This is a genomic window from Actinomadura viridis, assembly GCF_015751755.1.
Taxonomy (GTDB): Bacteria; Actinomycetota; Actinomycetes; order Streptosporangiales; family Streptosporangiaceae; genus Spirillospora; species Spirillospora viridis.
This window is the reverse complement of sequence record NZ_JADOUA010000001.1, coordinates 6,607,112-6,621,154: the sequence shown is the minus strand read 5'-3', so window position 1 is coordinate 6,621,154 and position 14,043 is coordinate 6,607,112. Positions and strand designations below refer to the sequence as shown.

Annotated in this window: 14 protein-coding genes and 1 pseudogene; 9 read left to right on the top strand and 6 right to left on the bottom strand. The window is 71.1% G+C overall.

Annotation, left to right across the window (positions count from 1 at the left end; genetic code table 11):
• The first annotated feature begins 66 nt into the window (after positions 1 to 66).
• The 3 genes from IW256_RS29965 (at position 67) to IW256_RS29955 (ending at position 2,620) form a co-directional block, all read left to right on the top strand.
• Positions 67 to 969, top strand: coding sequence for an NAD(P)-dependent oxidoreductase (locus tag IW256_RS29965; RefSeq protein ID WP_197014143.1), 903 nt, complete (start codon positions 67 to 69; stop codon positions 967 to 969).
• 258 nt (positions 970 to 1,227) lie between these two features.
• Positions 1,228 to 1,971 carry a CPBP family intramembrane glutamic endopeptidase gene (locus IW256_RS29960; protein WP_231403985.1) on the top strand — a complete coding sequence of 248 codons (744 nt, stop codon included), beginning with the start codon at positions 1,228 to 1,230 and terminating at the stop codon, positions 1,969 to 1,971.
• A 142-nt stretch (positions 1,972 to 2,113) separates the two neighbouring features.
• Entirely contained in the window at positions 2,114 to 2,620 is a 507-nt protein-coding gene (locus IW256_RS29955) for a MaoC family dehydratase (protein WP_197014142.1), read from the top strand.
• A 96-nt stretch (positions 2,621 to 2,716) separates the two neighbouring features.
• Here the strand turns inward: IW256_RS29955 and IW256_RS29950 are convergent, their stop codons facing one another.
• The 3 genes from IW256_RS29950 to IW256_RS29940 all read right to left on the bottom strand — a co-directional run bounded on the left by IW256_RS29950 (position 2,717) and on the right by IW256_RS29940 (position 5,452).
• On the bottom strand, positions 2,717 to 3,469 hold the full coding sequence (locus tag IW256_RS29950; protein ID WP_197014141.1) for a hypothetical protein: 753 nt from the start codon (positions 3,467 to 3,469) through the stop codon (positions 2,717 to 2,719).
• A 97-nt stretch (positions 3,470 to 3,566) separates the two neighbouring features.
• Positions 3,567 to 4,235: a response regulator gene (locus tag IW256_RS29945; RefSeq protein ID WP_197014140.1), complete on the bottom strand. Its 669-nt coding sequence runs from the start codon at positions 4,233 to 4,235 to the stop codon at positions 3,567 to 3,569.
• Positions 4,232 to 5,452 (bottom strand): sensor histidine kinase, encoded by a 1,221-nt coding sequence (locus IW256_RS29940; protein ID WP_197014139.1) that lies wholly within the window; start codon positions 5,450 to 5,452, stop codon positions 4,232 to 4,234. Before IW256_RS29940 ends, IW256_RS29945 begins: the two co-directional genes overlap by 4 nt.
• Before the next feature lie 203 nt (positions 5,453 to 5,655).
• On the opposite strand from IW256_RS29940, the gene IW256_RS29935 reads away from it, so the two are divergent.
• The 4 genes and pseudogenes from IW256_RS29935 (at position 5,656) to vph (ending at position 10,010) form a co-directional block, all read left to right on the top strand.
• Positions 5,656 to 6,807, top strand: a complete 1,152-nt coding sequence (locus tag IW256_RS29935; RefSeq protein WP_197014138.1) for a glycosyltransferase 87 family protein — start codon at positions 5,656 to 5,658, stop codon at positions 6,805 to 6,807.
• Positions 6,808 to 6,866: 59 nt separating this feature from the next.
• Positions 6,867 to 8,345: a N,N-dimethylformamidase beta subunit family domain-containing protein gene (locus tag IW256_RS29930; protein WP_197014137.1), complete on the top strand. Its 1,479-nt coding sequence runs from the start codon at positions 6,867 to 6,869 to the stop codon at positions 8,343 to 8,345.
• Between the two features lie 218 nt (positions 8,346 to 8,563).
• Positions 8,564 to 8,950: pseudogene (locus IW256_RS42870) on the top strand (helix-turn-helix domain-containing protein); the annotation flags it as partial.
• A gap of 196 nt (positions 8,951 to 9,146) precedes the next feature.
• The gene (gene vph, locus IW256_RS29920; protein ID WP_197014136.1) at positions 9,147 to 10,010 is read left to right on the top strand and encodes a viomycin phosphotransferase; all 864 of its coding nucleotides are present in this window, start codon (positions 9,147 to 9,149) and stop codon (positions 10,008 to 10,010) included.
• A gap of 593 nt (positions 10,011 to 10,603) precedes the next feature.
• Here vph and IW256_RS29915 read toward each other — a convergent pair.
• Positions 10,604 to 10,945: a hypothetical protein gene (locus tag IW256_RS29915; RefSeq protein ID WP_197014135.1), complete on the bottom strand. Its 342-nt coding sequence runs from the start codon at positions 10,943 to 10,945 to the stop codon at positions 10,604 to 10,606.
• A gap of 312 nt (positions 10,946 to 11,257) precedes the next feature.
• Between IW256_RS29915 and IW256_RS29910 the strand changes: the two genes are divergently transcribed.
• A complete protein-coding gene (locus IW256_RS29910) occupies positions 11,258 to 12,061 on the top strand; it encodes an SDR family NAD(P)-dependent oxidoreductase (protein ID WP_197014134.1) in 804 nt (267 codons plus the stop codon).
• A gap of 25 nt (positions 12,062 to 12,086) precedes the next feature.
• Here IW256_RS29910 and IW256_RS29905 read toward each other — a convergent pair whose 3' ends face one another.
• Together IW256_RS29905 and IW256_RS29900 are read right to left on the bottom strand one after the other, a co-directional pair.
• Positions 12,087 to 12,617 carry a pyridoxamine 5'-phosphate oxidase family protein gene (locus tag IW256_RS29905; protein WP_197014133.1) on the bottom strand — a complete coding sequence of 177 codons (531 nt, stop codon included), beginning with the start codon at positions 12,615 to 12,617 and terminating at the stop codon, positions 12,087 to 12,089.
• A gap of 3 nt (positions 12,618 to 12,620) precedes the next feature.
• Positions 12,621 to 13,286 (bottom strand): DUF899 domain-containing protein, encoded by a 666-nt coding sequence (locus tag IW256_RS29900; protein WP_197014132.1) that lies wholly within the window; start codon positions 13,284 to 13,286, stop codon positions 12,621 to 12,623.
• A gap of 91 nt (positions 13,287 to 13,377) precedes the next feature.
• On the opposite strand from IW256_RS29900, the gene IW256_RS29895 reads away from it, so the two are divergent.
• A complete protein-coding gene (locus IW256_RS29895) occupies positions 13,378 to 13,833 on the top strand; it encodes a winged helix-turn-helix transcriptional regulator (protein ID WP_197014131.1) in 456 nt (151 codons plus the stop codon).
• Positions 13,834 to 14,043 lie beyond the last annotated feature (210 nt).

The window sequence follows — 14,043 nt, the reverse complement described above, 5'->3', positions numbered from 1 at the left end:
TAGTAGATCCGAAGCGGTTCCGTAGCGCCGGTCGCCAGTGTGGTGGTCCGACGAAAGGAACACCCAATGACCGCACAGAACCTTGCCCCTGTCACCGTCATCGGCCTTGGCCCCATGGGGGCGACGATGGCCGAGACGTTCCTCGCCAATGGGCACCCGACCACGGTGTGGAACCGTACGGCCGCCAAGGCCGAACCCCTGGTCGCCAAAGGCGCGACCCACGCCCCCACACCCGCCGACGCCCTCGCCGCGGCCGAACTGGTCGTCATCAGCCAGATCGACTACCGGGCCATGTACGACTCCCTCGGCCCGGCGACCGATGCCCTGAAGGGGCGTGTGCTGGTCAACCTCAGCTCGGGCTCCCCGGCGGAGCTGCGCGCAGCCGGTGAGTGGGCCGCCGCGCACGGCGCCGACCTGGTCACCGGCGGCATCATGGTCCCGCCGCCGGGTATCGGGAAGCCGGGCTCGTACGTCTTCTACAGCGGACCCGAGGACGTCCTCGGCCGCCACCGGGACGCGCTCCAGGTGCTCGGCGACATCTCCCACGTCGGCGAGGACCACGGGCTGGCGATGCTCTACTACCAGGCGCAGCTCTTCATCTTCTGGTCCACGCTCACCAGCTACATGCACGCCACGGCCCTGCTCGGCACCGCGGGCGTGAGCGCTGGGGAGTTCCGGCCGTTCGCCGCCCAGACGGTGCGCGAGCTGGCCGAGGACGGCCCGATGGGCTTCCTGAAGATCCTCACCGAGGAGATGGAGGCCAGGACGTATCCGGGCGAGCTGAACAGCCTCCGGATGCAGGCCGTCGGCATGGACCACGTCGTGGAGGCCAGCTGCGACGCCGGTATCGACACCGCCCTGCCCTCGGCGCTGCGGGACCTGTTCGCGCGGGGTGTCGCGGAGGGGTACGGCGACGACGGGCTCGGCAGCGTCTTCGAGGTCATCCGGAAGCCCGCTGCCCAGAGCTGAGCCACCGGCCGCCACGGCCCCGGCACGCGGACGGGCCGGCCGCCACCACGCGGGCGGGCCGGCCGCCACGGCGCCGGCCCGCCCGCGTCGCGCGCGCGCCGCCTGCCCGGCCGGGGAGCCGAAAGTGAGCGGGCCGGCCGCGACCGGAGAAGAACGCAGGTCAGGGGCCCTTTTCGGACGCGGCGAATGCGAGTACCGAAACCTGATGATTACTCGCATTATTGGGGGACCGGAACCCCTGCCGAGGAGCCCCGTCCCATGCTGTCCGACCTGCTGGAGTACGGCCTGCGCACCGCGCCCGGCCTCGCGCTCTTCGGTGTCTGCTACGCCCTGGTTCGCAGGGATCGTGATCCGCTGTTGCGCATCGCGGTGCTGATCCTCGGGTTCGTCCTCCTCCGGGACGCGATGACCCCCCTCGGGTTCTGGCGGTTCGGTGTGACGGACGGCGGGGCGGCCTGGCTCAGGTTCACCGACGACTGGCGAGTACTGGCCGTCTTCGCCGCGTCCACGCTCGCGCTGACCGCCGCGGTGCTCCGCCTCGATCCGGGGCTGCGTTCGCTCGTGCGCTGGGGCACCCCCGATCCCGCGACCCTCGCGTGGGGCGCGGCCGGGGGTGTCCTGGCCGCAGGGCCGGTGCTGCTGCTGGCGACGCTCCAGCCGCTCCACGAGCGCGGCGGGGAGGTGGCGGCCACGCTGCTGCCGATGCTGCTGGTCTTCGCCCTCGCGGGCAACCTCCTGGAGGAGGTCCTGTTCCGGGGCTTCCTCCAAGGGCGCCTGGACGAGACTTTCGGCGCCACACGGGCGGCGCTGCTGTCGGGCCTCCTGTTCGCCGCCTGCCATTCGTTCCTGGCCTCGACGGTCACCGACGTCGGTGCCTCCCTGCTGCTCTTCACCCTCTACGAAGGACTGATCTGCGCGTTCCTGCGCAACCGGCGCGGCGTCATCGCGTCCACCGTCGCCCACGGCCTGGCCATCTTCCTCCTGGCCGGCGCCCTGGTCTGAACGGACGCCGCCGCACGCTCCACGGCCAGGAAGCCTGCCGCCGGTCGATGGCCCCGGCGGCGCCGGGGCAGGGCCGAGCGCCCACCAGGAACGGCTCACCCCGGCCCCGGAGCACCGGCGGGAGTGCGCCATCCTGTGACCCATGACGACGAACGGCACCAGGACGCTCAGCGACAGCGACTTCGCGGTCCCCGTCGACGATCGCTACTTCGAGGACTACCGGCCTGGGGCGGTGTACGAGTACGGGTACATCACCGTGACCGAGGAGGAGATCCTCGAATTCGCCGAGCGGTTCGACCCGCAGCCGATGCACATCGACCGCGAGTTCGCCGCGTCCGGCCCGTTCGGCGGCCTGATCGCCAGCGGCTGGCACACCTCGGCGATCGGGATGCGCCTGCTGGTCGACCACTACATCTCCCGGGTGGCCGGCCTCGCCTCCCCCGGCGTGGACGAGCTGCGCTGGCCGTCCCCGGTCCGGCCCGGCGACTCCCTGCGGCTGCGCACGACGATCATCGACGCGCGGGCGTCCCGGTCCAAGCCGGACCGGGGGATCGTCACCACCGGCGGCGAGCTGCTCACCAAGGACGACGACCGGACCGTGCTCACGATGCGCGCCGTCAACCTGATCCGCCGCCGCCCGCAGCCCTAGGCTGCGTCTCAAGTCCCGGCCCACGGCGCTCGCCCGGCGCTCGCCCGGCGCTCGCCTGGCGGCGCGTACCTGACCGGGCCTGGGCGAGCGCGGCTTCTAGGCGGCGGGCATCTGGGCGTCGGGTTTCTGTGCGTCGGGTTTCCGGGTGGCGTAGGCGCGGGCCATGATGGCCATGACGGCGGCGATGGGGAGCCAGACGGCGGCCACCAGCCAGACGTTCTCGCCCCTGCCGCCGAGCAGGAGCGGAGAGAACAACCCGGCGAAGAACAGGCTGAAGCCCAGGCCCAGCGTGGCGCGCATGCCCGGCGTCGGCTCGGCGGCGGCGCGGCGGCGGCACAGCCGCCAGACCGTCGCGACCGTCATGAGGAGACCACTGGGGACGACGATCAGCGCCAGGATGAGGACCCGCGCGCGCATGTCGGCGGGGGCGTCGTGCGTCTCCTGGGACGTGCCTCCGGCCGAGATCTCGGTCAGCAGGCCGCGCCAGACGGTGCCGGTGACCCGGTCGCCCTCGCCGAGGCCGTCCAGAACAGGGCCGTTGGACGAGTAGAACGTCTCCCACCTGGCGCCGTCCGGGCCCGTCAGGAAGGCGCGGTTCGATTCGCTCCTCTTCTTGGTCAGGCGGACGCCGGACACGGTGAACTCCTGCGTCCAGCGGCATTCGGCGGGCCCGGACGGCGCGGCCGGGCAGCGCGGCGCCGCCTCGTAGGCGCGCAGGTCGCGAACCCCGTCCGGAGCGACGGTCGCGACGAGGAACGCGGCGAGCGCCATCAGGGCGACGCCGGCCAGCAGGGTGAAGACGGTCGCGACGGTCCTGCGGAGGATCCAGGCGAGGGAGAGGACGGCCATGTCCCCATGGTCCCATCCGTTGGATCTTGGAGCGCTCCACCATCCCCTGGGCGGGCAGCGGGCAGCGGGCAGCGGGCGGCGGGCAGCGGGCGGCGGGTCAGGAGGCCGGTGCGACCAGCCCCGTCTCGTAGGCGATGATCACCAGCTGCACCCGGTCGCGCGCGTCCAGCTTGGCGAGCAGGCGCGCCACGTGGGCCTTGGCGGTGGCCACGCTGATGGACAGCTCGGCGGCGATCTCGCCGTTGGAGAAGCCCCGCCCGACCAGCGCCAGCACCTCCCGTTCGCGTTCGGTGACGTTGCCGGGCGCCTGCCGTACGGGTGCCGGGGCCGGGGCGGGGGCCGGGCGGGCGGCGAACTCGGCGATCAGGCGGCGGGTGACGCCGGGCGCGATCAGCGCGTCCCCGGCGGCGACCACGCGGATCGCCGTCAGGATGTCCTCCAGCGCCATGTCCTTGACGAGGAAACCGCTCGCGCCCGCCCGGAGTGACGCGTAGACGTACTCGTCGTCGTCGAACGTGGTGAGCATGACGACGCGCGCCGGCTCGGGGAGCCCGGTGATGATCCGGGTGGCCTCGATGCCGTCCATGTCCGGCATGCGGATGTCCATCACCACGACGTCGGGACGGACGTCGCGGGCCAGGCGGACCGCCTCCGTGCCCGTCCCGGCCTCGCCCACCATGACGAGGTCGGCGGTGTCGGCGAGCAGCACCCGCAGCCCGGCGCGGATCAGGGGCTGGTCGTCGGCGAGCACGACCCGGACCGTCATCGGACGCCCTCGGGCACCGGCAGCCGGGCCTCGACCCGGAACCCGCCCTCCGGACGCGGCCCGGCGGTGAGGCACCCGTTCAGCAGCCCGGCCCGCTCGCGCATCCCCACCAGCCCGTATCCGGTCCCGGCCGGTCCCCGCCCCGTCCCGTCGTCGACGACCTCCACGACCAGCTCCCCGTCCCGGTGGTCGATGGACACCCGGCAGTGCCCGGTGCCCGCGTGCCGGACCACGTTGGTGACCGCCTCCTGGACGATGCGGAACGCCGACAGGTCGATCTCCGGTGGCAGTGGGCGCCGCTCGCCCCGCCACCGCACGTCGACGCGGACCCCGGCGTCCCCCGTCGCCCGGACCAGCCGATCGAGGTCGGCCAGGCCCGGCGCCGGTTCACGCGGCGCCGCCGCGGCCGCGGTGTTCGCGGCGTCCGCGGGGCCCGAGCCGGCGGGCGCGTCCCCGGGGCCCGGCTCGGCACGGCGGAGCGCGCCGAGCATCCGCCGCAGCCCCGACAGCGTCTCCCGGCTGGTGGCCTCGATGGCGGTCAGCGCGTTCCGCGCCTCCGCGGGCTGGGTGTCGATGACGCGCGCGCCCACCCCCGCCTGGATGGCGATGATGCCGATGCTGTGCGCGACCATGTCGTGCAGCTCCCGGGCGATGCGCAGCCGCTCGGCGGTGACCGCCCGGGCCGCGAGCTGCTCGGCGCGCTGCTCGGCCAGCTCTTCGGCGTGCCTGCGGCCCTGCCGGACGGAGTCGCCTCCCATCCAGGCGACGCCCATGGCCAGGACGAGCAGCACGAGAACGCCCGGCAAGGGCTGGCCGAAGGCCACGATGCCCGCGACGGCCGCCTGTGACCCGAGCACCAGGGCCGCGGCGGTCAGCGAGACGCGGCGCGGGCGGACGGCCGCGACGTACCCGGCGGCCAGGTCGGTGAGCGCCACGTGCAGGAACGCGCTCCCGCCCGGCATCTCCAGGGTCGCGACGGTCCAGCCGGTCACCAGCAGCGCGAGCGCGGGCAGCGGCCGGCGTCGCAGCAGGTACGCGATGAGAACGGTCTGCAACGCGGCCAGCAAGGTCACCACGTTGAGGAAGCCGTGGAACCTGGCCAGGTGCATCGTCTGGAACATCACCAGGGGGTAGAGGGCACCGCCACACCAGGCCGGGATCGCCCACACGGCCGGAGGCACGCTGCGGAGCAGCGGAAAACGGGGCGTAGCGGTCATGCGCCGATCGTAATCACCCGGCCTCCGTGACGGTATTGGCCCACGGGCGTACGCCCGTGGGCCAATAGGCGCTCCGTCAAATGTGGCCGGTGGCCCGATGCCCGGCGGGTGCGCTCCGCGACACCGTTCTCGTCGTTCTGCCGATTCCCCGGACGACGGAAAGCTGTGCCGTGAAACATTGGACGTCGCGTGCCATTCATTGGGTGCTGGCCATCGAGTTCGCCGGCGTCGTGGTATTCGCTGTCGCGTACCGTTCCCTGGACCATTACATCTACTGGCTGGGCGGGCAGGCGATCATGGACGGTGCCCGCCTCTACCAGGAACGGCTCGCGGGCCTCTGGTTCACCAACACGCCCTTCATGGCCGTGCTGTCCATGCCCATGGCCGCGCTGCCGCTGACCGTCGCCCGGACGGCGTGGCAACTCGCGTCGGTGGCGGCCTTCGCGTGGGCCTGCGTGACGACGCTGAGACTGGCCGGACGCCGCCCTTCGAGAAGCACGGTCACCGCGGCAGTGGCTCTCGGATTCCTGCTCGAACCGATATGGCATTCGGTGTTCCTGGGACAGGTCAACCTTTTTCTGCTCGCGCTCGTTCTCACCGATATCCGGCGCGTCTCCCAGGGGCGCGCGGCCGGAATCGGGATCGGAGTCGCGGCGGCGATCAAACTGACGCCCGCCATCTTCATCGTGCTTCTCCTGGCGGCCGGACGCGTCCGCGCCGCGGTCACCGCCGCCGCGACCTTCGTCCTCTGCGCAACCGCCGCCTACGCCGTCGCGCCGGACGCCTCACGGCTCTACTGGCTGCACACCTTCTACGACACCTCGCGGGTCGGCGTCCCGTACATCAGCAACCAGTCGCCCTACGGGGCCGCCGTACGGATTCTCGGCGGGGTGGACGGCGTCGGCGCCTGGTTCCAGGTCGTTCCGATCGCGGCCGGAATCTGCGGGCTGGCGGTGGCGGCCCTGTGGGCGCGCCGCGGCGACTGGCTGAGCGCGGTCGCCGTGACCGGTACGACGGGGCTGCTCGTCTCCCCCATCTCCTGGGCGCACCACTGGGTATGGGTCGTCCCCGCCCTCGCCGTGCTCCTGCGGAACGGGAACCGGAGGTCCGCGCTCGCCGGCTACCTGCTCTTCCTCCTGGCGGTGCCGTGGTGGACGCCGCGCGACGGCGGCCCCGACGAGTACGGGTTCCACGGGCTGCTGACGTTCGCGGCCAACGGATACCTGGTGGCGGGCCTGGCGTTCCTCGTCCATATGGCCGTCCGACTGCGCGGAACGTCCGGTTGGACGGCGGCGACCCCCGAACGGCAAGCCACGGTCACGGCGCGGCCCGTGGGATGGTGTGACAGAGGGTAGTCGTTCGATCGGGGAGCGTCATGGGTGGAGTGTGTCGCCGGGCACGGGTGTTCGGGTTCGTGACCGCTCTCCTCCTGCTCGGCGCGTGCACGTCCGCGACCGGCGAGGCGGACCGGCGCCCGGCCGTCCCGAAGGGCGCGGCCGGCGCGGTCGCCGGGAACGCCGAACCCGGCACGGCCGACTGGCGGATCGGCCGGAAGGGCGCCGAGCACGAGATCGAGGGCTACGCCGACCGTGTGAGCGTCCTGCCCGGCGAGCCGTTCCGGCTGTTCGTCTCCACGACGACCGGCGGGTTCACCGCCGAGGCGTTCCGCATGGGCTGGTACGGCGGCAAGCTGGCGCGCAAGGTGTGGCAGTCCGGGCAGGTCCCCGGCGTCCGCCAGCCGGCCGCCACGATCGACAAGAGGACGCGCACGGTCTCCGCGCCGTGGAAGCCGTCCCTGAACGTCACGACGCCGGACTGGCCCGCCGGGTCCTACCTGATCAGGCTGACCGCCACCTCCGGCGCGCAGCGGTACGTGCCGGTGACCGTCCGCTCGGCCGACACCGCCGGACGCGTCGTGGTGCTGAACGAAACCACCACCTGGCAGGCGTACAACCTGTGGGGCGGCTACGACCTGTACAAAGGGCCCTCGGGCGGCCTTGTGGACAGGTCGTACGCGGTCAGCTTCGACCGGCCGTACGATGGCAACGGCGCGGGCAAGTTCATGACCTACGAGCAGCCCGCCATCGCGCTCGCCGAGAAACTGGGCGTGCCGCTGGCGTACGCGACCGACAACGACCTGCACGCCCACGCCGGGCTCCTGGACGGGGCGCGCGGCCTGCTCACCCTCGGCCACGACGAGTACTGGTCCACGCCGATGCGGCGGCAGGCCACGCAGGCCCGCGACCGGGGCGTCAACATCGCCTTCCTCGGGGCCAACGCGGTCAACCGGCACATCCGGTTCGGCAACACCCCGCTCGGCGAGAACCGCCTGGTGATCTGCTACAAGGACACCGCAGCCGACCCCGTGTCGCGGACGAACCCGGCCGAGTCGACCCAGGACTGGCGGCTGCCGCCCAAGCCCCGCCCGGAGAGCGACCTCATCGGCATCCAGTACATCTGCTTCCCCGCCGAAGGCGCGTTCAGGGTGCTGCGGCCCGATTTCTGGATGTGGCGGGGCACCGGCGTGCGCGCGGGCACGCGGTTCCCCGGCCTGATCGGCCCGGAGGCCGACGCGGTGAACCGGGCGGGCCCCACACCCCGCCCCATCGAGATCGTCGCGCAATCCAGGATCACCTGCGGCGACCGTCCGGCCACCGCGCACGCCTCGTACTACACCACCGAGAGCGGCGCGGGCGTCTTCGCCACCGGCACCATGCGCTGGGTCTGCGCCATGCGGGGTCCCGCCTGCGGCCACGGCATCACCAAGGCCGGGCAGGACTTCGTGACCAGGAGCACCGAGACCCTCATCCGCGCCATGGCCGCCGGGCCGCTGGGCCGCACCTATCCGGCCCGCGACAACCTTGAGCACATCATGGACGACAAGTCGTCCTAACACGCCCATACCCGACGCGCCGTCCTTTCGGAGAATGGCGCCCTCGCCGACCGCCTCGACGCCGTCCTCGGCGCCGGCGGCCGGCTCTCGGCGAAGGCCCCCGAAGATGCTCCCGGAGGGCAGGCTGCCCTGGCGCTGTGACCCGAATTGGTTCGCCGGGTTGGTAGTTGGAGCGCTTGGATGGGGCGGTGACGTCCGTTCCGATCGTTGTAGGTGTGGTGGCTGAGCCTGTGCGGGTGCGCAGACTAAGCGATCAGGAAGGGCGGAAGCTGCAGCAGATCGTGCGCCGCGGCAGTACCAGCTCGGTGCGCTATCGCCGGGCGATGATGCTGCTGGCGTCCGCCGGCGGGAACCGGGCCACGGTGATCGCCCAGCCGGTCCAGGCCGACGAGGACACCGTGCGTGATGTGATCCACCGGTTCAACGAGATCGGCCTGGCCTGCCTGGACCCTCAATGGGCGGGAGACCGTCCCCGCCTGCTCACCCCTGCTGACGAAGACTTCGTCATCCAGACGGCCACCGCCCGCCCCACCGAAGTCGGCCAGCCCTTCACCCGCTGGTCGATCCGCAAACTCGCCGCCTCCCTGCGCCGCGTCCTTGGCCGCGCTGAAGCCGATCCGCGCCGCCCGGCCCGACGGAGCCCCGTTCCACGTCATCCTGGACAACCTCTCCGCCCATACCGGCGCGGACATCCGCCGCTGGGCCACGAGTTCGCTGGGGTGGACGCCCGCTCGTTGGCGCGGCCTGACAGCACTTCGTGCACATCGCCTCGACCCATCGAAGGATCCAGAGGTCACACTCTTGAACATCCGTACGACTCATCGCGCTCTGCTGAACTGTCTGCTGCCGCACGACAAACCGGACGACCTTGCAGTACGTCAGGGGCAATTCCACAACGTGGTCCTTGGCTCGGACCGCGTCGTGTGCCTGCCTCGCACCCGGGCAGCAGCCGCCCGGCTACCCGAGCGGGTGGCCGCGCTCCACGCACTCGCCGGCCTCGACCTCGGCTTCCGCACACCTGAGCCGCTGCTCCAGGGCGGCGCCCACGGCACCGACGAGGTGCCGTTCCTGGTACTCAGCCGCATTCCCGGGGAACCGCTGGAGACCGACGCCCTCAACAATGCCCATGTGGTCGACACCGTGGCGGCGCAATATGCCACGCTGCTGTCCGGTTTAGCCCGTGCTGGCACCGATGAGACGGTACGAGCAGCTCTCCCTCACGCCCCAGAAGGCCAGTGGTGGCGGTTCTCGGAGAACGTGCGCGCGGAGCTGTTCCAGCTCATGTCCGACAGCGGACGCCTACGGGCCGAGCGGGAACTCGCAGCACTCGACGACCTTCCCCACCTCACCCGAGCGGTGGTGCATGGCGATCTCGGTGCCGAGAACGTCCTATGGGAGTGGACGCACGGCCTACCGCACCTCTCCGGAGTAATCGACTGGGACGACGTCACACTCAGCGACCCGGCCGAGGACCTCGCAGCCATCGGCGCCAGTTACGGCCCTGAGTTCCTGGAGCGGGTGCTCGCCCTGGGCAGCTGGTCAGACCACGGACTCTTCACCCGCATAGCCGCGATCCGCGGCACATTCGCCCTGCAGCAAGCCCTCTACGCAATCCGCGACGGCGACGAAGAGGAACTCGCAGACGGCCTGGCCGACTACCGCTGAGGCACACCGGCACATCCGCTTCATCGAGCACTTCACAAGAACAGCAACCCGGCGAACCTATGCGGTCACCGCACTGGGCCCTGTTTCAAAGTCCCGGCCCACGGCGCTCGCCTGGGAACTCGCACCTGACCGGAACTTGGCGAGCGCGGCATCGCTTCACGATCTGCCCGCCGACGCTCGCCTTCGGCATCGCCCCACCGGGCGGCCAACGCGCTCGCGCGGTGGCCGAGGCCACTTCGAGGGCAGGTTGACGTAGCCGCCGGGCCGTACCCGCCCGGTGTTCCCGTCGTTGCGGTGGGAGCGACGGAGACCGTCGACGAGCGGGACAACGACGCGAGACGCCGGGCCGCTCTTCAGCTCAGGATCGCGCTGGGCGCGGGGGGGGGGGGGGCAGTTTCAGCGTCTCGATGAGCGGCTCATGACCTTCCACAAGAACGTCGGGGATCGCCTGGTTCCTCAGGGTGCGCAGCCTGATCGGTTTCTCGGTTGGGATGTCCGGCCGGTTGGCGGCCAGGTTCTCCTGCATCTCATCGAGGATGATGTTCGTCCATTTGGCTTGGATCAACCCGGACTGGGCGATACGCAGGAGCAGGTCACGCTGGGGTGTTGCCGTATAGGACGCAGGCGTCGTAGATCACCACGAACGTCATGGTCAGATGCCCGGCTCCTGGCCGAGTTCGGAAGGTTCGTCGGCGGCGGCGCGGCTCTGCGCCTCGGTCTTCCGCCGCGGCGGCCTGGGACAAGACGTAGGCGAGCAGGCTCACCGCCTCCCGGGGGAGGACGAGTGCCTCTTCGCCGCCGACCTCGGCCTGCACACGGATGTCTTCCTCGTCGGGATGCCGCTGAAGGTAGTTCTTGATCCTTTGGACGGCTCGCGCAGCCTGCCGTGAGTCGATCGCGCCCGGTTCTATGCGCCTGACCTGCACATTCGGCACGTGTCCCCCTCGTTCGTCCCGACCACATTAATCGCGGTATGCGTAACGAACGAAATAAACGCAACTCGCATCCCGGTCGGGCTTCTCGGGAGGCCGGTGTGACCGCGGTGCGTGGCTTTTCGTTGGCCTACGCGGGCGGCGGTCGGCTAGAGTGGTGATCATGAGGCTCTGACGTCACTCCGGCCCGCGTCCGAGGCGTTCCGCCCGGCGGGTGAGACCGATCGTCTTCGGCAGTGATGCGCCCCATTCCCAACGCTCGTGCTCCTCCGTGTCCGTCGCGCCCATGCCACGACGTACACGAGGAGGAAAAGCATGATCGATACCCGGCTCGGTGGGCGTACCGCGCTGGTCACGGGTGCCAACGGGCCTCTGGGCATCGGGGCCGCCATCGCCCGGGCCCTGGCGGCCGAGGGGGTACGGCTCGCGCTGTGCTCGCTGCCGGAGGCGCTGCCCGACAGGCCCGACCGCTATGCGCTGTCCAAGGCCGACGACGGGCGCCGGGTCCTGGGCGAGGTCCGCGCCCTGGGAGTGGAGGCGGAACTGTTCGAGGTCGATCTGGCCACCGTGGACGCCGCCGACCTGTTCGAACGGGTCGAAGGGGCGCTCGGGCCCGTGGAGATCCTGGTGAACAACGCCGCCTACTGCGTCCCGGACACCTTCCTGCCCGACGGCCGTACGGTCGACGGGGCCTCCCTGGACGCGCACCACGCTGTGAACACCCGGGCGCCGGCGTTGCTGATGACCGAGTTCCACCGCCGCCACCTGCGGCGCGGCGCGGACTGGGGGCGCATCGTCAGCATCAGCACCGACGCCGCTCCGGGCGCGCCCGGGGAGATCTCGTACTGGGCCACCAAGAACGCGCTGGAGAGCCTGAGCCGTTCCGCCGCCCTGGAGTTCGGCGCGGCGGGCATCACGGTCAACATCATCTCCCCGGGCCCGATCCAGACCGGCTGGCTGGACGGCGGTCTGGAAGGGGAGGTGGCCGCGCTCAGTCCGCTGGGCCGGGTCGGGCATCCCGAGGACATCGCCGACATCGCCGTCTTCCTGGCCTCCCACCAGGGACGATGGCTGACGGGGCAGACCATCCTCGCCGGTGGAGGGAAGCGGATGATCTGAGCGCGCCCTCCGTCGCCGGACGGTCTCAGGCGGTCTGGTCGAAGCGCCAGCGCGTCGCGGTCAGGCCGTCGGGACCGTAGCCGAACGCGCGCTGGGGCGTGATCCGGTAGAACCCGTACTCGGGGGAACCAGGCAGGCCGTCGTCGTAGGCTCCGCCGTCGCGCAGGGCGAATTCCCAGCCGAACTTGGCTTTGAACGCGCCGGCGATCCGGCGGAGCCCGTCGTCGTCCCTCACCCGTACCGCGTCGCCCTCGATCACGAGGTCGAGCACGTCGTTCCCGGCCGTGATCACGCAACCGGGGTTGGTCGCGAGGTTCCTGCCCTTGCGGGAGCCGGGGCGGGTGGTGAAGCACGGCACGCCGTCCACGAGGACCGGCAGGACGGGCATGGCATGGGGGCGCCCATCGGGGCGGACGGTCGACAGCCACGCCTTGGGAGCGGACTCCAGGCAGATCCGTGCCTCATCCCAGGACTTGATCGTCGCCTCGTCGGTGCTCATCGGCGTCGCGTCCTGCGCGGAGAACAGCAGTTCTGCGGTGGGTTCGAGGAAGTTCATGATCTACCGCCCGGCCGGTGTCTCGTAGTCGTCGTGAAGGCGCCACCACGTGTAGGGCTCGCCTTGCGGCCGGCCCTCGGGCGAGTCTTCCCACCTCTCCTGGCGGCCGAACGGGGTGAGGTCGAGGAAGGTCCAGTTGCTGCCGAGCCTTTCGACGCCCCTGCCCGAGGTCGTGTAGGTGCGGTACACGCTGTCGCCGTTGCGCAGGAAGACGTTGAGTGCGAAGCCGTTCCCCGTGCCCATGTCGGCGTTGAAGTCGTTGCCGAGCGCTGAGTACCACGGCACGGTCCAGCCCATGCGCCGCCTGAACGGAGTGATCTCGGCCAGGGGTCCCTCGGAGACCAGGGCGAGGGTCACGTCCCGGGCGTTCAGGTGGGCCAGGTGGCCGATGTTGTCGGTGAACATCGAGCACCCTTCGCAGTAGTGGTCGGTGCCGTGCCACATGAACGTGTAGACGATCAGTTGGCTGCGCCCCTCGAACAGGCCGGACAGGCTCGTCGGCCCCTCCGGTCCCTCGAACGTGTAGTCCTTCTCGACCCGGACCATGGGCAGCCTCCGCCGGGCCGCGGCGAGCGCGTCCAGCTCCCGGGTCAGCTCCTTCTCCCTCACCCGCAGGGCCTCGCAGGCGATCCGCCATTCCTCGTCCGTCACGACCGGGAGGTCGTCCATGATGTGCCGCCTTCCTCGGGTTTCCTCAGGTCGAGGCCGACGGTAACAGAGTCCGTTCCTAAAAGGAACTTACTCGATTAGGATGTCTCCCATGCAGCACCACCCGTTCGGTGACATGGCCTGTTCGATAGCGCGCACGCTCGACGTCATCGGCGACCGCTGGTCGCCGCTGGTGCTGCGTGACGTCTACGTCGGCATCAACCGCTTCGAGCAGATCCAGCGCGACCTCGGCGTCTCCCGCAAGGTGCTGGCCGAGCGACTGTCCTGGCTGGTCGAGAAGGAGGTCCTGGAGCGGCGGGAGTACTCGAGTCGCCCGCCGCGCCACGAGTACGTCCTCACTGACAAGGGGCTGGACCTGTGCGATGTGCTCATGGCGATCACCCGGTGGGGTGACCGCTGGACCGCGGGGGAGGCGGGGCCGCCCGTGCTCTACCGGCACCATGCCTGCGGTGAGATCGCCCATGCGGAGCCGCGCTGCGGGGTCTGCGGCGAACCGATGCACGCCAGTGACATCGACGTCCTGCCCGGTCCCGGCAGCCGGGCCTGAGCGTCGGCGGGGTGCGAGCCGGAGAGGCGCACGGACTTGCCCGGGCTCCCCGCCTGCCGGGCGCCACGTGGCTCGCATGACGAGTAACCACGTACGGCCGGCGGTCCTGGAGCGTGACCTGCGGCGAGTCGCGGGTGTCCGTCCAGGGCGGCGACTTGCCGCAGGTCAACGGACGGGCGGGACGTGAGGGTGAACTCCGGCCCCGCCCGT

Bases quoted from the DNA above. Each gene is read 5' to 3' on its own strand.
- IW256_RS29900 (WP_197014132.1), bottom strand. From the start codon at position 13,286: ATGGACGACCTCCCGGTCGTGACGGACGAGGAATGGCGGATCGCCTGC.
- IW256_RS29945 (WP_197014140.1), bottom strand. From the start codon at position 4,235: ATGACGGTCCGGGTCGTGCTCGCCGACGACCAGCCCCTGATCCGCGCC.
- IW256_RS29950 (WP_197014141.1), bottom strand. From the start codon at position 3,469: ATGGCCGTCCTCTCCCTCGCCTGGATCCTCCGCAGGACCGTCGCGACC.
- IW256_RS29965 (WP_197014143.1), top strand. From the start codon at position 67: ATGACCGCACAGAACCTTGCCCCTGTCACCGTCATCGGCCTTGGCCCC.
- IW256_RS29955 (WP_197014142.1), top strand. From the start codon at position 2,114: ATGACGACGAACGGCACCAGGACGCTCAGCGACAGCGACTTCGCGGTC.
- IW256_RS29905 (WP_197014133.1), bottom strand. From the start codon at position 12,617: ATGAACTTCCTCGAACCCACCGCAGAACTGCTGTTCTCCGCGCAGGAC.
- IW256_RS29960 (WP_231403985.1), top strand. From the start codon at position 1,228: ATGCTGTCCGACCTGCTGGAGTACGGCCTGCGCACCGCGCCCGGCCTC.
- IW256_RS29940 (WP_197014139.1), bottom strand. From the start codon at position 5,452: ATGACCGCTACGCCCCGTTTTCCGCTGCTCCGCAGCGTGCCTCCGGCC.
- IW256_RS29895 (WP_197014131.1), top strand. From the start codon at position 13,378: ATGCAGCACCACCCGTTCGGTGACATGGCCTGTTCGATAGCGCGCACG.
- IW256_RS29910 (WP_197014134.1), top strand. From the start codon at position 11,258: ATGATCGATACCCGGCTCGGTGGGCGTACCGCGCTGGTCACGGGTGCC.